Annotated in this window: 15 protein-coding genes; 7 read left to right on the top strand and 8 right to left on the bottom strand. The window is 74.3% G+C overall.

Annotated elements, in window-relative coordinates:
* Positions 1 to 2 precede the first annotated feature (2 nt).
* Positions 3 to 683, bottom strand: coding sequence for a DUF1707 SHOCT-like domain-containing protein (locus ACZ466_RS04305; RefSeq protein ID WP_378282136.1), 681 nt, complete (start codon positions 681 to 683; stop codon positions 3 to 5).
* A 40-nt stretch (positions 684 to 723) separates the two neighbouring features.
* Positions 724 to 3,009 carry an FdhF/YdeP family oxidoreductase gene (locus tag ACZ466_RS04300; RefSeq protein ID WP_378282137.1) on the bottom strand — a complete coding sequence of 762 codons (2,286 nt, stop codon included), beginning with the start codon at positions 3,007 to 3,009 and terminating at the stop codon, positions 724 to 726.
* A 153-nt stretch (positions 3,010 to 3,162) separates the two neighbouring features.
* Here ACZ466_RS04300 and ACZ466_RS04295 point away from each other — a divergent pair, with 153 nt between their 5' ends.
* The 4 genes from ACZ466_RS04295 to ACZ466_RS04280 are packed head-to-tail and all read left to right on the top strand — an operon-like array spanning position 3,163 to position 6,957.
* Complete coding sequence (locus ACZ466_RS04295) at positions 3,163 to 3,960, top strand: phytanoyl-CoA dioxygenase family protein (RefSeq protein ID WP_378282138.1); 798 nt, start codon at positions 3,163 to 3,165, stop codon at positions 3,958 to 3,960.
* Positions 3,957 to 4,925 (top strand): phosphotriesterase family protein, encoded by a 969-nt coding sequence (locus ACZ466_RS04290; protein WP_378282139.1) that lies wholly within the window; start codon positions 3,957 to 3,959, stop codon positions 4,923 to 4,925. Before ACZ466_RS04295 ends, ACZ466_RS04290 begins: the two co-directional genes overlap by 4 nt.
* Positions 4,922 to 6,151, top strand: a complete 1,230-nt coding sequence (locus ACZ466_RS04285) for a cytochrome P450 (protein WP_378282140.1) — start codon at positions 4,922 to 4,924, stop codon at positions 6,149 to 6,151. Before ACZ466_RS04290 ends, ACZ466_RS04285 begins: the two co-directional genes overlap by 4 nt.
* Positions 6,148 to 6,957, top strand: coding sequence for an SDR family NAD(P)-dependent oxidoreductase (locus ACZ466_RS04280; protein ID WP_378282141.1), 810 nt, complete (start codon positions 6,148 to 6,150; stop codon positions 6,955 to 6,957). The genes ACZ466_RS04285 and ACZ466_RS04280 overlap by 4 nt, the downstream gene beginning before the upstream one ends.
* Positions 6,958 to 6,960: 3 nt before the next feature.
* Here the strand turns inward: ACZ466_RS04280 and ACZ466_RS04275 are convergent, their stop codons facing one another.
* Positions 6,961 to 8,100, bottom strand: coding sequence for a S1C family serine protease (locus ACZ466_RS04275; RefSeq protein WP_378282142.1), 1,140 nt, complete (start codon positions 8,098 to 8,100; stop codon positions 6,961 to 6,963).
* Positions 8,101 to 8,184: 84 nt separating this feature from the next.
* The gene (locus ACZ466_RS04270) at positions 8,185 to 9,162 is read right to left on the bottom strand and encodes a phosphotriesterase family protein (RefSeq protein WP_378282143.1); all 978 of its coding nucleotides are present in this window, start codon (positions 9,160 to 9,162) and stop codon (positions 8,185 to 8,187) included.
* A 103-nt stretch (positions 9,163 to 9,265) separates the two neighbouring features.
* On the opposite strand from ACZ466_RS04270, the gene ACZ466_RS04265 reads away from it, so the two are divergent.
* The gene (locus ACZ466_RS04265) at positions 9,266 to 9,877 is read left to right on the top strand and encodes a TetR/AcrR family transcriptional regulator (RefSeq protein WP_378282144.1); all 612 of its coding nucleotides are present in this window, start codon (positions 9,266 to 9,268) and stop codon (positions 9,875 to 9,877) included.
* Here the strand turns inward: ACZ466_RS04265 and ACZ466_RS04260 are convergent.
* From ACZ466_RS04260 to ACZ466_RS04250, 3 genes are read right to left on the bottom strand one after another with little or no spacing between them, the layout of a single operon-like run.
* Positions 9,874 to 10,782, bottom strand: coding sequence for an LLM class flavin-dependent oxidoreductase (locus ACZ466_RS04260; protein ID WP_378282145.1), 909 nt, complete (start codon positions 10,780 to 10,782; stop codon positions 9,874 to 9,876). The genes ACZ466_RS04265 and ACZ466_RS04260 overlap by 4 nt on opposite strands.
* 20 nt (positions 10,783 to 10,802) lie before the next feature.
* Positions 10,803 to 12,062, bottom strand: a complete 1,260-nt coding sequence (locus ACZ466_RS04255) for a multidrug effflux MFS transporter (RefSeq protein ID WP_464042861.1) — start codon at positions 12,060 to 12,062, stop codon at positions 10,803 to 10,805.
* 60 nt (positions 12,063 to 12,122) lie between these two features.
* Positions 12,123 to 12,749 (bottom strand): malonic semialdehyde reductase, encoded by a 627-nt coding sequence (locus ACZ466_RS04250; RefSeq protein WP_378282146.1) that lies wholly within the window; start codon positions 12,747 to 12,749, stop codon positions 12,123 to 12,125.
* 267 nt (positions 12,750 to 13,016) lie between these two features.
* On the opposite strand from ACZ466_RS04250, the gene ACZ466_RS04245 reads away from it, so the two are divergent.
* Together ACZ466_RS04245 and ACZ466_RS04240 are read left to right on the top strand one after the other, a co-directional pair.
* Positions 13,017 to 14,345, top strand: a complete 1,329-nt coding sequence (locus tag ACZ466_RS04245) for a cytochrome P450 (RefSeq protein WP_378282147.1) — start codon at positions 13,017 to 13,019, stop codon at positions 14,343 to 14,345.
* A gap of 5 nt (positions 14,346 to 14,350) precedes the next feature.
* The gene (locus ACZ466_RS04240; RefSeq protein ID WP_378282154.1) at positions 14,351 to 15,169 is read left to right on the top strand and encodes an SAM-dependent methyltransferase; all 819 of its coding nucleotides are present in this window, start codon (positions 14,351 to 14,353) and stop codon (positions 15,167 to 15,169) included.
* A 21-nt stretch (positions 15,170 to 15,190) separates the two neighbouring features.
* On the opposite strand, the gene ACZ466_RS04235 is transcribed toward ACZ466_RS04240, so the two are convergent.
* Positions 15,191 to 16,978, bottom strand: a complete 1,788-nt coding sequence (locus ACZ466_RS04235) for a TRAFAC clade GTPase domain-containing protein (protein ID WP_378282148.1) — start codon at positions 16,976 to 16,978, stop codon at positions 15,191 to 15,193.
* Positions 16,979 to 16,981 lie beyond the last annotated feature (3 nt).

Genomic DNA, 16,981 nt, shown 5'->3' with positions numbered 1-16,981 from the left:
GACTACTCGATCTCGCCCTGCTGCCGCTGCTCCTTGCGGAGTTTCTTCTGCTCGCGGCGGGCCTTGCGCTTGACGTCGACGCCGCCCCAGAAGGACAGGCCGGACACGATGACCTTGGGGGAGCCGGGGGTGCCGGGGCCGCTGGCGCGCTGGTCGAAGCCGCCCATGATGGCCAGGCCCTTGACGTGGACGGTCAGGTCGTCGGGCACGATCACCTCGATCCCGCCCATGATCGCGAAGGCCCGGATCCGGACCTCGCCCTCGGCGAACCGGGCCTCGCGCAGGTCGATCTTGCCGCCGCCCCAGAACGCGAACGCGGTGAAGTTCTTCGGGACCGTCCACACGCCCTGGCGCTGGAACGCGGCCAGGATTCCGAAGCCGGTCTTCCAGCTGGGGGCGTCGGCCGCGGGTCCGGCGGCCCGGTGGGCGGCGACCGGGGCGGCGGGGGCGCCGTCCGGGACGGGCAGGTCGCGGGTGATCGGCTCCAGCTCGGCGTAGGTCCTGGCCGAGTAGACCGCGTTCAGCCGCTCGTCGAGTTCCTCCAGGGTGAGGCGCCCCTCGCCCGCCGCGTCGCGCAGCACGTTGGCCACGCGGTCCCGGTCGGCGTCGGAGGCGCGCAGCTCTGGCAAGTGGGACGGGGAGCCGGCGCCTTCGGGCTCGGCCGGGGACTGGGACGCTGTCATGGCCCGAGCCTAGAACAGCGTCCGGCCCCGCGACGACCGGTCAGGCCGTGCCCGCCGCCTCCGCCGGTTCGAGCCGCACGACGATCGACTTGGAGGTGGGGGTGTTGCTGATGTCGGCGGTGCTGTCGAGCGGGACGAGCACGTTGGTCTCGGGGAAGTAGGCCGCCGCGCAGCCCTTCGCCGTCGGGTAGGAGATGATCCGGAAGGCGGTCGCCCGCCGCTCCACGCCGTCGGACCACTCCGACACCAGGTCGACGGTCGCGCCGTCGGCCAGGCCCAGCGCCGCCAGGTCATCGGGGTTGACGAACACGACGCGGCGGCCGGCCTTGACGCCCCGGTAGCGGTCGTCCATGCCGTAGACGGTGGTGTTGTACTGGTCGTGGCTGCGGACGGTCTGGAGCAGCAGCCGCCCCTCCGGGACGCGCAGCACCTCCAGCCCGTTCACCGTGAGGTTGGCCTTGCCGGTGGCGGTGGGGAAGCGGCGGTCGTCGCGCGGCGCGTGCGGCAGCGTGAACCCGCCGGGCTCGCGGATCCGCTCGTTGAAGCGCTCGAAGCCGGGCACGACCCGCGACACGTGGTCGCGGATCACGTCGTAGTCGTGCTCCATCGCGGCCCAGTCGATGCCCGAGGCCGGGAGCGCGGCGCGGGCGAGGCGGCAGACGATCGCGACCTCCGACAGCAGCTTCGGCCCGGCCGGGGCGAGGCGGCCGCGGGAGGCGTGCACCATGCCCATGGAGTCCTCGACCGACACGAACTGCGCGCCGGCCGCCTGCTCGTCGCGTTCGGTGCGGCCCAGCGTCGGCAGGATCAGCGCCCGCTCCCCGGTCACGGTGTGGGAGCGGTTCAGCTTGGTCGACACGTGCGCGGTGAGCCGGAGCCGGCGCATCGCCGCCTCGGTGACGGCGGAGTCGGGGGTGGCGCGGACGAAGTTGCCGCCCATGCCGAGGAACACCCCGGCCCGGCCGTCCCGCATGGCCCGGATCGCCTCGACGGTGTCGAGGCCGTGCTCGCGCGGCGGCTCGAAGGAGAACTCCGCGGCCAGGGCGTCCAGGAACGCGGCGGCCGGGCGCTCGAAGATGCCCATGGTCCGGTCGCCCTGCACGTTGGAGTGCCCGCGCACCGGGCACACGCCCGCGCCGGGACGGCCGATGTTGCCGCGCAGCAGCAGGAAGTTGACGACCTCGCGGATGGTGGGGACGGCGTTGCGGTGCTGGGTGAGGCCCATCGCCCAGCACACCACGATCCGCTCGGCCCCCAGGACGTCGCCGAGGACGGCGTCGATGTCGGCCCTGGTCAGGCCGGTGGCCTCCAGGACCTCCTCCCAGTCCAGGCCGGTCAGGTGCTCCTTGAGGGCCTCGAAGCCGGCGGTGTGTTCGGCGATGAACGCGTGGTCGATCGCGTCCTTCTCCACCAGCAGCCGGTTGAGCGACTGGAACAGGGCGAGGTCGCCGTTCAGCCGGATCTGGAGGTAGCGGTCGGCCAGCGCGGTGCCCCGCCCGGTGACCCCGGAGGGGCGCTGCGGGTTCTTGAAGCGCATCAGCCCGGCCTCGGGCAGCGGGTTGACGGCGACGATCCGCGCGCCCGCCTTCTTGGCCTCCTCCAGCGCCGACAGCATCCGGGGGTGGTTGGTGCCGGGGTTCTGCCCGACGACGAAGATCAGGTCGGACTTGTGGAGGTCCTCCAGCAGCACCGAGCCCTTGCCGATCCCGATCGTCTCGTTCAGTGCCGAGCCGGACGACTCGTGGCACATGTTGCTGCAGTCGGGGAGGTTGTTGGTTCCGAACGCGCGCACGAACAGCTGGTAGGCGAAGGCGGCCTCGTTGCTGGTGCGGCCCGAGGTGTAGAAGACGGCCTCGTCGGGGGAGGCGAGGGCGTTCAGCTCGGAGGCGAGCAGGTCGAACGCCTCGTCCCAGGCCACCGGCTCGTAGTGGTCGGACCCGGCGCGCTTGAGCATCGGCTCGGTCAGCCGCCCCTGCTGCCCGAGCCACAGGTCGCTGCGCCCGGCCAGCTCGGTGATGCTGTGGCGGGCGAAGAACTCGCGGGTGATCCGCCGGGTGGTGGCCTCCTCGGCGACGGCCTTGGCACCGTTCTCGCAGAACTCGGCGAGGTGCCGCTTGTCGCCCTCGGGCCAGGCGCAGCCGGGGCAGTCGAAGCCCTGCTTCTGGTTGACGCGCAGCAGGGCCAGCGCGGTGCGGGCGGCGCCCATCTGGTCGTAGGACTGCCGCAGCGCGGCCGTGACGCCGGGGACCCCGGCCGCCCAGTCCTTGGGCCCGGTCACCTGCAGGCCGCTGTCGTCGAAGTCCTCCTGAGGGGCCTTCCGGCTCATGTCACCCACCCTCCGTGGTCGTGCGCGTCCTCCACTGTCGCATCCGTTGTGCCGTGCTCGGCACGCCGACACTGATACCAAGCGCTTGCTCGCCATGGTGGTGTGGCGTTACCGTCCCGACAGGACAGGGACTCGGTGTGAGGGACGGCGCCCATGGGTGTACCGGTTCTGCAGGCCCCCGTACGCGAGGTGACCGGCGCGGAGGTCGCCGCTTTCCGAGAACGCGGCTGGGCCCGGCTGCCCGGCCTGGTCGACCCCGGCTTCGTCGCCGGCCTGCGTGAGCGCGCCCTGGAACGGCTCGCCGCCCGCCGCGGCGCCTTCCGCAACGGCTTCGTCGACCGGGCGTTCGGCCAGGACCGCGACATCGCCCGGCACGACGAGGCGTTCGGCGCCCTGGCCACGGCGCCGGCGCTGGCCCGCAACGTCACCCGGCTGCTGGTCGGCGTGGACGCGGTGCGCCTCCAGGTCACCAACCTCCTGATCAAGGAGCCGGCGGGCGCCGACGGGCACGGCGCGACGGTCTTCCACCAGGACTTCCCCTGGATGCCCATGGACCGCTCGGCGATGCTCACCGTCTGGCTCGCCCTCGACGAGGTGCCCGCCGACATGGGCGCCCTGCGCTTCTACGAGCGCTCCCACCTCTACGGGCCGCTGGGCCGCAGCTTCGTCCGCGAGGGGGACGACGCCCTCGGCCAGCACCCCTGGCTGGCCGACCTGGAGCTGTCCGCGCCCTTCGACATGGCGGCGGGCGACGCCACCGTGCACAGCAGCCTGGTGATCCACGGCGCCCCCGCCAACGGCCGCGACCGGCCTCGGCTGTCGTTCACCGCGACCTACTTCGACGCCGCCGCCCTCTACACCGGCGCCCCGTACGGGCAGACCGACGGCCTCGGGCTCACGGTCAACGAGCCGTTCGACCATCCGCTCTTCCCCGTCGTGGAGGCGTCATGAGCGTCGAGACCGTCCGCGGGCCGATCGCCGACCCCGGCGCCACCCTGATGCACGAGCACATCTTCGGGCTCAGCCCGGAGATCCTGTGGAACTGGCCCGACATCCCCGAGGGCTGGGACCTGGAGGCCCGCGCCCGCGAGGCCGCCGCCAGGCTCGACGAGCTCAAGGCCGCCGGGATCGACACGATCGTCGACCTCACCGTGATCGGGCTCGGCCGGTACCTCCCCGCCGTGCAGCGCGTCGCCGAGCAGACCGGCCTGAACATCGTCGCCGCCACCGGCCTCTACACCTACGACGCGCTGCCGCCCTACTTCGGCAACCGCGGCCCCGGCACCCTCTTCGGCGGCCCCGACCGGCTCGCCGAGTTCTTCGTCCGCGACATCACCGAGGGCATCGGCCGCACCGGCGTCAAGGCGGGCATGCTCAAGTGCGCCACCGGCCGCCAGGGCATCACGCCCGGCGTCGAACGGGTCATCCGCGCCGTCGCCCGCGCCCACCGCGAGACCGGGGTGCCGATCACCACGCACAGCGAGTCCGCCACCCGCAACGGCCTGGACCAGCAGAAACTCCTCGCCGAAGAGGGCGTCGACCTGTCCCGCGTCGTGATCGGGCACGCCGGCGACTCCACCGACCTGGGCTACCTCGAAGAACTGGCCGCGGGCGGCTCCTACCTCGGCATGGACCGCTTCGGTATCGAGTTCACCTCGTTCGAGGACCGGGTCGCCACCGTCGCCGCCATGTGCGAGCGCGGCCACGCCGGGCGCATGGTCCTCTCCCACGACTCCTACTGCTTCAACGACCGCTTCGACGTCGAGGTCGTGAAACGGCGCCACCCGAACTACCACCTGCTGCACATCTCCCGGGACGTCCTGCCCGCCCTGCGCGCCGCGGGCGTCACCGAGGACCAGATCCACCAGATGCTCGTCGCCAACCCCCGAGCGATCCTCACCGGAGGCCGTCCGTGACCGTCCCCGAGACCGCCGCCGACTTCGACGTCACCGCCGAGTGGCACGTCGCGAACCCCTACCCGTTCCTGCGGCGCCTCCGCCACGACCATCCCGTCTTCTGGAGCGACCACCTGCGGATGTGGGTGCTGACCCGCCACCCGGACGTGCGCGCCGCCTACCGCGACCACGAGACCTACTCCAGCATCGGCTCCCTCACCATCTCCCGCACTCTCACCGACGAGGTCAAGGAGTCCCTGGGGGAGCACCGCTCGTTCCTGGACGACTTCGCCGCCAACGTCGACCCGCCCAAGCACACCCGCATGCGGCGGGCCATCTCCCGCGCGTTCACGCCCCGCGCCGTCGCCCGCCTCGGGGACCGGTTCCGCGCCGAGTTCGACGCCGTCCTCGACGCCGTCGTCCCCGAGGGCGGCGCCGACTTCACCGCCGCGATCGCCCACCTGCCCTCGGCCCGCCTCGCCGCCGTCTTCATCGGCGTCCCGCCCGAGGACGAGGAGCGCGTCAAGCACTGGGTGACGTCCTGGTTCCAGCTGTTCCTGTCGCCGCAGCCGCCCGAGCGCCAGCGCGAGCTCGCCCAGGACTTCCTCAAGTACCTCGACTACGTCGACCGCCTGGTCAGCGAGCGCCGCGCCGAGCCCCGCGACGACTTCGTCTCCCTCATGGCCGGGCTCATCGGCACCGACCTCTCGCACCGCGAGGTGGTCGAGACGATCAGCGCGCTGCTGCTGGGCGGCAACGACACCGTGCCCAACGGGCTGTCCAACGCCGTCCACCGGCTGCTCCGCGAGCGCCACGTGTGGGAGGAGCTCCTCGCGGACCCGGCGCTGATCCCCGGCATGATCGAGGAGAGCCTGCGCGCCGACGGCGCCAGCCTGGGCAGCTTCCGCACCACCACCCGCGAGGTGACCCTGCACGGCACGGTGATCCCCGCCGGCGTCCAGGTGCTCCTGCACGCCGACTCGGCCGGGCACGACGAGACCGTCTTCCCCGACCCCGAGCGCTTCGACGTCCGCCGTCCCAACGCCCGCGAGCACATGGTGTTCGGTTACGGCGTCCACCACTGCGTGGGCGCCGCGCTGAGCCGCCTCAAGATGGAGATCGCCTTCGAACGCCTCACCACCCGCCTCCCCACCCTCCGCCTCGCCCCGGGCGCCGCCCCCGCCTACCGCAGGAGCATGGTCGGCCGGGGCCTGGAGTCCCTCCCCGTCGAGTGGGACGAGCGATGAGGTTCGCCGGCCGCGCCGCGCTGGTCACCGGGGCAGGCTCCGGCATCGGACGCGCCTGCGCCCTGCGCCTGGCCGCCGAGGGCGCCGCCGTCACCGCCGCCGACGTCGACCCCGACACCGCCGCCGAGACCGCCGCGCTGATCGTGAAGGACGGCGGCACGGCCCGCGCCGCCACCGCCGACGTCGGCGACGAGGACGACGTCCGCGCCATGGTCGCCACGGCCCTGGCGGCGCACGGCCGGCTGGACGTCCTGCACAACAACGCCGCCGTCCTGTCACCGGACGTCTACGGCCGCGACCTCGACCTCACCGAGATGGACGTGGAGGTCTGGGACCGCACCTTCGCCGTCGACCTGCGCGGCGCGATGCTGTGCGTCAAGCACGCCGTCCCGCACATGGAGGCGGGCGCGGCCGTGGTCAACACCACCTCGGTGTCCGCCCTGGTCGGCGACACCGACCACGCCGCCTACGGCGCCGCCAAGGCGGGCCTCGTCTCCTTCACCCGCTACGTCGCCACGATGTACGGGGCGCGCGGCATCCGCTGCAACGCCGTCGCCCCCGCCCTGGTCCTCACCGAGGCGGCGCGCCGCGCCATGACCCCCGCCCGGCTCGCGGAGAAGGCCGCCGAACGGCTGCTGCCCGACGCCTGCGAGCCCGAGGACGTGGCCGCCCTGGTCGCCTTCCTGGCCTCCGCCGAGGCCCGCTGCATCACCGGCCAGACCATCGTCATCGACGGCGGCACCACCGCCCACCGCCCCGAACACGCCATCCGCCAGGCCGCCGCCCTCCCTCGCCTCACCCGCTGATCCCTACTGGGGAGGGCCTTCGGCGAGGAGGACGGGGGTCGTGTAGCTGCGGCCGTCGGTGTCGGTCCAGGCCACCTGGACGGTGTCGCCGGGCCGGTGCAGCAGGAGCAGGTCGGTCAGGGCGCTGGGCGAGACGACCGGGCGCCCGTTGAGGGCGACGATGACGGCGCCCCGGCGGAGGCCGGCGGCCTCGGCGGGGCCGCCGGGGATGAGGCCGGAGATCAGGGCGCCGGAGGCGGCGGGGGCCGGGGTGGGGTTGCCGGTCGAGCGCGGGCCCACGGAACGGACCTCGACCCCGAGCATGGGGGTCTTGCCGATGTGGACGGTCGGGGAGGATTCGCCGCGCTGGATCTGGCGGGCCACGGTCAGCGCGCGGTTGGACGGGATCGCGAAGCCGCGCTGCGCGCCGTTCTGCTCCATCTGGAACCCGGCGGAGGCGGCGGTGTTCACGCCGATGACCTCCCCGGTGGAGTTGAGCAGCGGGCCGCCGGAGTCGCCGGGGCGGATGGGCGCGTCGGTCTCGATCATCTCGGTGAGCCGTTCGGCGCTGCCGTCGCTCTGGTCGGTGGCGGTGATCTGCCGGCCCAGCGCGATGATCGTCCCGGTGACGGCGCGGGGGGAGCCGCCCTTGCCGCCCGCGTTCCCGACCGCGGTGACGGGGTCGCCCGGGACGGCGCGGGTGGAGTCGCCGAAGGCGGCGGGGCGCAGCCCGGCGGCGCCGCGCAGCCGGATCACCGCGATGTCGCCGGACTTGTCGTAGCCGAGGACGTCGGCGGTGAAGCGGCGGCCGTTGTCGGTGACGGTGCCGCGGATCCGGGTCGCGCCCTGGATGACGTGGTTGTTGGTGAGGACGAGTCCGGAGCCGTCCAGCAGGATGCCGGTCCCGGCGGCGCGGGTCATGCGCAGGCCCTGCTCGGTGTCGATGTTGACGACGCCGGGCCGCCGGCCTGAGGGCCTGGCGTCGCCCGTCCGGGCCGGGGACGGCGAGGCCGGCGCGGTCAGCATCGGCGGCGCGGCCTCCTCCGGGCCGCCCTCCAGCAGCGGGCGGCCGGCGAGCACGGCCACGATCGCGGCGAGGACGGCCAGGATCAGCAGGCATCCGGCGCAGCCGCCCGGTCCCCGGCGCTCGGGGGTCTGGTCCACTCCGTGCCTCCTCCGGCCGTGCCGGTGACACCTCAGGTGGTCGTCACATTGAACGATCTACCCGCGCCGGGCGCTCCCGATCTTCTACGGGGAGAAGTAGCGCCGGGGGTTCTCCACCAGCATCTGGTCGAGCTGGGCCTCGGTGACGCCCAGCGACCGCAGCGCGGGCAGGACGTCGTCGCTGATGTGCCGGTAGTTCCAGTTGGGGGCCATGCCGCGCAGGCCGTCGGGGTCGGGGCCGAACCAGTCGATGTAGCAGCTGGCGTCGTGGCTGAGCACCATCCGGTCGGCGTAGCCCTGCGCGCACAGGGCGGCGACGGTTCCGGCGCGCTCGGCGGTGGAGTTGTAGGCGTCCAGGCCGAAGCGGTCCATGCCCAGGAGGGCGCCGGTGTCGGCGAGCGCCTTGAGGTAGTCGAGGTCGTTGGAGTCGCCGGCGTGGCCGATGACGACCTTGCCCAGGTCGACGCCCTCCTTGCCGAGCAGGTCGACGACGGGCCGGCCCGTCCCGGCGGAGCTCGCGGTGTGGACGGTGACGGGCGCGCCGGTCTCGCGGTGCGCGGCGGCGACGGCCCGCAGCACCCGTTCCACGCCCGGGACCATGCCGGGGGTGTCGACGGCGCACTTGAGGAAGGCGGCCCGCACGCCGGTGTCGCCGATGCCCTCGGTCAGGTCGCGGACGAAGTCGGCGACCAGCGGGTCGGGGCCGCCGAGCAGGGTGCCGGGGCCGCGGTAGAGCAGCTGGAACGGCACGTCGTTGTAGGTGTAGAGGCCGGTCGCGACGATGATGTTGAGGCCGGGGACCTGCTCGGCGATCCGCTTGATGCGCGGGATGTAGCGGCCCAGTCCCCACACGGTGGGGTCGGCGATGGTGGTGATGCCCCGGCCGGTCAGCTCGCGGAGCTTGGCGATCGCGTCGGCGACCCGTTCCTCCTCGTCCCACCAGGAGCCCGCCCCGTAGTTGGCGACGTGCTCGGCGGACAGGACGAAGACGTGCTCGTGCATCAGGGTGCGGCCGAGGGAGCCGGTGTCGACGGGTCCGCGGGCGGTCTCGACTGAGGGCATGGGGCGGGGCCTCCTCGGGGACGGCGGGGCCGTACCGACCGGTCGGTTTTCCTGGCAAGCTAAGACCGGGCCGCGGCGGTCGTCAATGGAGGGACACGAGAGCATGGCGGGACCGGAGCGCGCCGCCGCCGTCCGGCGGAGCGCGGTCGAGCGGCGGATCCTGGACGCCGCCGTCCGGCTGTTCGCCGAGCGCGGCTTCGACGGCACCTCCGTGCAGGAGGTCGTGGCGGCGGCCGAGGTCACCAAGGGCGCGCTCTACCACTACTTCGACTCCAAGGACGACCTGCTCTACGAGATCTACCACTCGCTGATCTCCCGGCAGCTGGCCGATCTGGACCGGGCGCTGGCGGCGGGCCGGCCGCCCGCGGAGACGGTGCGGGCGATCATCATCGAGCTGATCGAGAGCACCGCCGAGCACGTCGACGAGGCGAAGGTGTTCGCCCGCGAGATGCACCGGCTCGACCACGACCGGATGCACGCGGTGCGGGCCGACCGGCGCCGCTACCACGTGCGGTTCCGGGAGCTGGTGGAACGTGCCCAGCGGGACGGGGTGTTCGCGGCGGGGGCGTCGGCCGACACGGTCACGATCGTCGCCCTGGGCATGGTGAACCAGCTGCCGCACTGGTACCGCGCGGACGGCCCCAAGAGCGCGGCCGAGCTGGCCGAGGAGGTCTCGGCGTTCGTGCTCGCCGCGCTCCGCCCGGCCGGCGATTAGGGCTTGCGGGTCTGGAGGTGCAGGACGGCGTCGCGCACGTCCGCCAGTTCGGCGTCCCAGTCCCGCACCGGGGCCAGCGGGAACAGCACGAACTTCGACAGCCCGGCCTCCACCATCCGCTTGAGGTGGGGCTCCAGGTCCTCCAGGGCGGGGGCGACGTCGTCGGGCGAGGCGGGGCCGTGGACGCGGCGCGCGGCGCCCGACAGCCGCCGCTCCAGTTCGGGGGTGACGGGCCCGCGGCGGTAGGGGATCACCGCGCCGAAGTGCTCCTCCTCGACCTCCCGTCCGGCCTCGGCGGCGGTCCGCCGGATCAGCAGCCGCCCGCGTTCCCCCTCGGCGGGGGTGGTGAACGAGGCGAGCCAGCCGTCCGACAGCCGCCCGGTGCGGCGCAGCTCGGCGTCGGACGCGCCGCCCAGCCACACGTCGAAGCCCCGCGCGGCCGGTTTGGGGGTGAGGCGGAGCCCGTCGTAGTCGTAGAAGGCGCCGTGGTGGGTGACCTCGTCCTCGGCCCAGAAGCGGCGCAGCAGCGGCAGCGCCTCCTCCAGCATCGCGGCGCGGTCCTCGCGCCGGACGCCGAACGCCTGCTGCTCGGCGGTGCCGCGGACGCCGAGCCCGAAGGCGGGCAGCAGCCGTCCCCCGGAGAGCAGGTCGAGGGAGGCCAGTTCCTGCGCCACCAGCGCGGGCGGGCGGCCGGGCAGCGCCATCACCGCGGTGCCGAGCTTGATCCGGGTGGTGAGCGCCGCCGCGTAGGTGAGGGCGACGACCGGGTCGCCGGCGGGGCCGGTGGGCCGCTCGGAGACCCACAGCGAGTCGAACCCCTCGCGCTCCAGTCCCAGGACCAAGGCGGTGAGGTCGTCCCGGTCGGGCGGGGCGGGCGCGGGCATGAAGCCGATTCTGACGATCACCCTACCGACCGTACGACCGGTCAGTCCTGTGACGCAACCGTTGCGGGACGGGCGACGATCCCGGCCGCCAGGGCGGCGCCGGCGACCAGCGCGGCGATCGCGGCGGCCATGGGGACCGCGGTGCCCGTGCCGCCGAGCCCGGCCAGCGGCGCCGCCGCGCCGCCGATGGCGAACTGGGCGACGCCGAGGAGCGCGGAGGCGCTGCCGGCCACCCGCGGCGGCCGTCCGGTCAGGCCGAGGGCCGTGGCGTTCGGCAGGACCATCCCCTGTGCGGCGACCACCAGGAACAGCGCGGGCAGCACGATCGCGAGCCCGGCCCCGGCGAGCACGGCCGCGAGCAGCGCGGCGCCGCCGGCCGCGGCCACCGCCAGCCCGCAGCCCAGCAGCCGCCGCAGCGGGACGCGCCCGGCCAGCCGCCCGCCGACCTGGCCCGCGGCGACGATGCCGACCGCGTTGATCCCGAACGCCAGGCTGAACGCCTGCGGGGAGAGCCCGTACAGGTCCTGCAGCACGAACGGCGAGCCGGAGATGTAGACGAACATCGAGGCGAAGGACAGCCCGAGCGCCAGCGCGTACCCGGCGAAGACCCGGTCGGCCAGCAGCCCGCGGAAGGTGGCCAGGGTCGCGCGCACGCCCCCGCCTGCGCGCGACCCGGCCGGCAGGGTCTCCGGGAGCCCCGCCAGGGCGGCCAGGAACAGCGCCACCCCGATCCCGGAGAGCACGGCGAACACGCCGGGCCACGGCGTGACGCGCAGCAGCTGGCCGCCCAGCACCGGCGCCAGGATCGGCGCCAGCCCGTTGACCAGCATCAGCGTGGAGAAGAACCGGGCCGCGGCGGCGCCGTCGTAGCGGTCCCGGACGATCGCGCGGGCGATCACGATCCCGGCGGCGCCGGTGGCGCCCTGCACCAGCCGCAGCGCGATCAGCGTCTCCACGGTGGGCGCCAGCGCGCACAGCAGGGACGCCACCGCGTACGCGGCGACGCCGATCAGCAGCGGGCGGCGGCGGCCGAAGGCGTCGCTGAGCGGCCCGGCGATCGCCTGCCCCACGGCCAGGCCCACCACGCAGGCGGTCAGGGTGAGCTGGGTCCGCACGGCGTCGGTGGACAGGTCCTCGGTCAGCTGCGGCAGCGCGGGCAGGTACATGTCGATCGACAGCGGCGCGACCGCGGTCAGCGCGCCCAGGATGAAGATCATCCGCAGCGGCCGGCCCGGCGTGGCGTCCGCGGTCTGGTCCGGGCGCGTCGCCGGGGGACCGGGGCGCGAGACCGCCTGCGACATGGGCAACTCCGTCGAGCGTCGGGGAGGGGGCAGCGTCGGGGGAGGGACCGGGAGGACCGGTCAGATGGTGGTGACGACCTGCTCGTAGTCCAGGCGCGGGTTGCGCTGGAACCAGGCGTCGGGCCCGGGACGGCCGATGTTCACCACGGCGACGGGCTCCTGGTTGGTGTCGCCCAGGAACTCCTTCTTCACGCCGACCGCGTCGAACCCGGCCATCGGCCCGGCGGCCAGGCCGAGCGCGCGGATGCCGAGGATCAGGTACCCGAGCTGGATGCTGGCGTTGAAGTGCGCGATCCGCTCCCGTCCCGGGTGCGCGGCCAGCGACTCCCGCGCGTCCGCCCGGTGCGGGAAGGTGGCCGGCAGGTGCTCGTGGAAGTCGCCGTCCGCCGCGACGATCAGCGTCAGCGGGGCGGAGGCGGTCTTGGCGCGGTTGCCCTCGGACATCAGCGGGAGGAGCCGCTCGCGGGCCCCGGCGGAACGGACCAGCACCAGCCGCAGCGGCTGGCTGTTCATCGCGGTCGGACCCCACTTGACCAGCTCGTAGATGGCGCGCACCTGCTCGTCGGTCACCGGCTCGGCGGTGAAGCTGTTGGCGGTGCGGGCCTCGCGGAACAGCAGGTCCTGCGCCGCCTCGTCGAGGATCGGGTGGGGGGAGGCCGGCCGGGTCTCGTCGGGCGCGGTCGCCATGTCGTCACCTCTCTGTCGCGTTCCCGGGACCGGGCCGGGGCAGGACGCGCCGTTCCGCGTCGGTCCAGGTCCCACTGGGGTGAAACCGGATGACGGTCCGTTATCTGCCTCGTCAGGGAGTGGGGTGCGTCACATCCGGGGCATCTCGGACATCGAGCAAGGCGTCCTCAAGTGGCCAAAACCACGCGAGCGCCGTTCGGTTCGGCCGGGACGGGGGGCATGGTGATCGTCATAGGATCCTGGCTGACCGACGGTGAAAGGAACGCGATGCCCCCGCAGTCAGAGGGCGTGCCGGAGCAGGCGCACCACCCGCACGCGACGATCCCCGCCGCGGGCCGGCTGGGCTGGGCCTGGCCGGAGCTGCCGCCGGGCGAGCTGGGACCGCCGTCCCCGCGCTTCGCCGAGCGGCACGCGACCGCCCCGCTGGCGCCGCTCACCCTGCCCAGCGGCGACCGGATCCGCGCGATCGCCCGGCACGACGACATCCGCACCGTGCTGGCGCACTCGGCGGCCAGCCGCAACCTGCGCTACGAGGGCGCCCCGCGGCTGACCAAGGGCATGAGCCTGGAGGACAACCCGACCTCCATCCTCAACCAGGACCCGCCCGAGCACACCCGGCTGCGGCGGATCCTGTCGGGGACGTTCACGCCCCGCCAGATCGAGGGCTGGCGGCCCCGGGTCCGCGAGATCACCGCGGAGCTGGTCGACCGGATCGCCGCCGGGCCCGCCCCCGTCGACCTGGTGGAGGCCTTCGCCTTCCCGCTGCCCAGCCTGGTCATCTGCGAGCTGATGGGCGTGGCGGCCGAGGACCAGCCGCGGTTCCGGCGCTGGACGGAGCTGTTCCTGTCCACCGCCGACGCCTCGGCCGAGGACCGCATGGTCGCCGCGATGGAGTTCGCCGGGTACGCGGCGGAGCTGGTCGCGGACCACCGCGGGCGCTCCGGCGACGGCCCCGAGGACCTGATCGACGTCCTGGTGCAGGCCCGCGACGAGGGCGACCGGCTCAGCGAGGACGAACTGGTCGGCCTGGTGTTCGGGCTGATCCTGGCCGGGCACGAGACCACAGCCGCGCAGATCTCCCGGGGCGCGCTGCGGCTGCTGAGCCACCCCGAGCGGTGGGCGGCGCTGGCCGCCGACCCCGGCCTGGTCCCGGCGGCGGTCGAGGAGATCCTGCGCTACGACGGCCCCGGCGGCTACGGGGTGCTGCGCCGGATGACCGAGCGCGTCGAGCTCGGCGCCGGGGTGGTCGAGGCCGGCGAGGCGGTGTTCCTGCTGCTGCCCGCGGGCAACCTGGACCCCGAGATCTTCCCCGAGCCCGAGCGCTTCGACGTGACGCGGTTCGCCGGCGAGCGCGACGCCGACGGCGGCCTGGACGGTGCGCGCCGGCACCACCTCAGCTTCGGCCACGGCCCGCACTACTGCCTGGGCGCCAACCTCGCCCGGATGGAGCTGCAGGAGGCGTTCGGGGCGCTGGCGACCCGGCTGCCGGGGCTGCGCCTGGCGGGCCCGGCCACGGCCGTCCCGTGGATCGGCGAGGCGGTCATCCACCGGCCCGTGGAGGTCCCGGTCGACGCCGGCGGGGCGGCGGTCCGGTGACGGCGATGGAGGAGCGGGGCGGCGGGACGATCGCGGGCGTCGACGCGAGCGTCCCCAACGTCGCCCGCATCTACGACTACCTGCTCGGCGGCAAGGACCACTACGCCGCCGACCGGGAGGCCGCCGAGCGGCTGCTGGCCGCCGCGCCGGAGACCCTCATCACCGTCCGGGAGAACCGGGCGTTCCTGCGGCGCGCGGTGCGGCGGCTGGCCCAGGCGGGCATCCGCCAGTTCGTCGACTTCGGGTCGGGGCTGCCGACCCGGCCCAACGTGCACGAGGTCGCGCAGGAGGTCGACCCCGGCGCGCGGGTCGTCTACTCCGACAACGATCCCGTGGTGGTGACGCACGGGCGGGCGCTGCTGGCCTCGGCGCCGGGCGTGACCGTCGTGCAGGGCGACGTGCGCGATCCCGAGGCGATCCTGGACGACCCGGCGACGCGCGAGCTGATCGACCTCTCCCAGCCGGTGGCGGTGCTGCTGCTGGCGGTGCTGCACTTCGTGACCGACGAGCAGGACCCGGCGGGCGTGGTGCGGCTGCTGCGGGCGCGCATGGCGCCCGGCAGCGCGCTGGTGTTCAGCCACGTCACCAGCGAGGGCAACCGGCCCGAGGCCGCCGGGACGGCCCGGACCGTGTACGACGCGTCCACGGCGTCGATCGCGCTGCGCTCCCGCCCGGAGATCGCCGTGCTGATGGACGGCTTCGAGCTGGAGGAGCCGGGCCTGGTGTACGCGCCGGAGTGGTGGCCGGACGGCGGCCCGGACGATCCGGCGCACGCGGTCGACCCGGCCGGGACGTTCCTGTTCGCCGCCGTCGGCCGCCGCTGAACCCGTCCCGCCGGGAGGGCCTCAGAAGGGCGCCCAGTACGGGAACGGGAAGCGTTCGGCGGCGGCGACGACCGCGCCGGTCAGCGTGGCGACGGTGAGGACCGACAGCCCCACCAGGACGGCCCAGCGGCCCGCCTGGTATCCGGCGGGCACGCGGGTGGCGTCGCGGCCGCGCACCGGCCAGGGCGCTCGCAGCGGCGCGGTGCCGGGGAGCTCGCCGCCGGGATCCGCGCCCCGATCCGCGGCGGAGTCCGCGCCGGCGGGCTGCCTCCGGTCGGCGGGCAGGCCGGAGGCCCAGGCCAGCAGGTCGGCCACGCCGTCGGGGTCGGTGGCCAGCCCGGAGCCGAAGTAGCGGACCTCGCCCGCGACCTGGTCGAGGGCGCGGACGGTGTTGCCGAGGCCGACGTGGTCGAGCCAGGCGCGCAGCGCCCCGTCCCCGTCGAGTCTCTCGCCCTCCGGGGCGTCGTCGCGGCCGGGGACGCGGCCGATCTCGGTGGCGGCCAGCAGGTCGGTCTTGGTGACGATGACCGCCACCCGCTTCTGGCGGCCCCGGTCGGGGCGGGAGCGCAGGCCGTTCAGGACGCGCTGCAGCGTGTCGGCGGGGTCCTCGTCGGAGGAGGCCGCCGAACGGTCGACGCGGTCACGCTCCTCGGCGGTGAGGGCGGCGCGGACCTGGGGCAGCGCGAACGGGTCGACGACGAACAGCAGGGCCTCGCCGTGGTCGAGGTAGCGCAGCGACTCGACCTCGGTGGCGCCGGTGTAGTGCTCCCCGGCCGGGTCGAACAGGTAGAGGATCCTGCGGGCGCGGCCCGGCAGGTCGATGTCGACCATGGTGGCCAGGGGCAGCTCGGGCCCGGTCTTGGCGGGACGGCCGCCGCGCTGGAACTCCTCGATCGCGATCGCGTACGCCTGGGCGTGGCGCTGCTCGACGAACGCCAGCCGCCCGTCCAGGGCCTGGGCACGGACGTGCAGGGCGCGGATGCCGAGGATCATGAACGTCGTCTTGCCCGCGGCGGGGCCGCCCACGAAGGGGAGCGGCTCCACCCGTACGCGCCCGATCCGTTCCGGGAGGCGGCCGTTGCAGTGCGGGCAGTACGCGGCCAGGCGGAAGCGCCCCAGGAACACGGTCGTGGGCAGGCGGGCGCCGCAGCGGCACACGTGCCGGAACGCGCCCGCCGGGCCGGGGGTGAGGCGGGGATGCCGCGCCCCGCACCCCGGGCACTCGTACACGGGCAGGGCGATCTTCTCGTAGCAGAACGGGTGCGGGCAGGTCTGCAGGATGCGCGCGTAGGCCATCGAGAGGCGTTCCACCGCGGCGAGCACGAACACGCACACCAGCCATGTGGCCAGGCCCACGGCGGCGACCGCCCCGTACAGGACGGTGAGGGCCGCGCCTATGGCGGCGGCCGGTATCGCGGCCGCGGCTATGCCCGCGCAGAGGGCCAGCCATATGGGGAGGGCGAAGAACCCCCAGGGCCCGCCCATCAGCGTCTTGGTCAGGGTCACCACGATGCCGGAGGCGGTCTTCCAGACGCGGGGGACCACCGTACGGGCGATGGCCCACCAGTCCCACCACACCTGGGAGAGGAGGTAGTGCCGGTAGGAGATCTCGGGCTCGGCCACGGGCGAGGGGCCCTTCGCGGTGGACGGCCCCAGGGTGCGGCACGCGTGCAGGTAGTACAGGCCGAGCGCGGCGGCGCCCGCGATGACGAGCGTGGCGGGGAACAGCACGGGGAACACGACCGCGAACCCCAGCCACATGGCGCCCACCCAGGCGGCGGCCAGGAGCAGCAGGACGACGGGATGCATCCC

The sequence above is a fragment of the Actinomadura rugatobispora genome (assembly GCF_055379765.1).
This window is presented reverse-complemented; position numbering and strand designations above follow the sequence as displayed.

What these genes read in the sequence shown, in the direction of transcription:
- ACZ466_RS04305 (WP_378282136.1), bottom strand. Translation starts at nt 683, where the DNA reads ATGACAGCGTCCCAGTCCCCGGCCGAGCCCGAAGGCGCCGGCTCCCCG.
- ACZ466_RS04300 (WP_378282137.1), bottom strand. Translation starts at nt 3,009, where the DNA reads ATGAGCCGGAAGGCCCCTCAGGAGGACTTCGACGACAGCGGCCTGCAG.
- ACZ466_RS04295 (WP_378282138.1), top strand. Translation starts at nt 3,163, where the DNA reads ATGGGTGTACCGGTTCTGCAGGCCCCCGTACGCGAGGTGACCGGCGCG.
- ACZ466_RS04290 (WP_378282139.1), top strand. Translation starts at nt 3,957, where the DNA reads ATGAGCGTCGAGACCGTCCGCGGGCCGATCGCCGACCCCGGCGCCACC.
- ACZ466_RS04280 (WP_378282141.1), top strand. Translation starts at nt 6,148, where the DNA reads ATGAGGTTCGCCGGCCGCGCCGCGCTGGTCACCGGGGCAGGCTCCGGC.
- ACZ466_RS04270 (WP_378282143.1), bottom strand. Translation starts at nt 9,162, where the DNA reads ATGCCCTCAGTCGAGACCGCCCGCGGACCCGTCGACACCGGCTCCCTC.
- ACZ466_RS04265 (WP_378282144.1), top strand. Translation starts at nt 9,266, where the DNA reads ATGGCGGGACCGGAGCGCGCCGCCGCCGTCCGGCGGAGCGCGGTCGAG.
- ACZ466_RS04255 (WP_464042861.1), bottom strand. Translation starts at nt 12,062, where the DNA reads ATGTCGCAGGCGGTCTCGCGCCCCGGTCCCCCGGCGACGCGCCCGGAC.
- ACZ466_RS04250 (WP_378282146.1), bottom strand. Translation starts at nt 12,749, where the DNA reads ATGGCGACCGCGCCCGACGAGACCCGGCCGGCCTCCCCCCACCCGATC.
- ACZ466_RS04245 (WP_378282147.1), top strand. Translation starts at nt 13,017, where the DNA reads ATGCCCCCGCAGTCAGAGGGCGTGCCGGAGCAGGCGCACCACCCGCAC.
- ACZ466_RS04240 (WP_378282154.1), top strand. Translation starts at nt 14,351, where the DNA reads ATGGAGGAGCGGGGCGGCGGGACGATCGCGGGCGTCGACGCGAGCGTC.
- ACZ466_RS04235 (WP_378282148.1), bottom strand. Translation starts at nt 16,978, where the DNA reads ATGCATCCCGTCGTCCTGCTGCTCCTGGCCGCCGCCTGGGTGGGCGCC.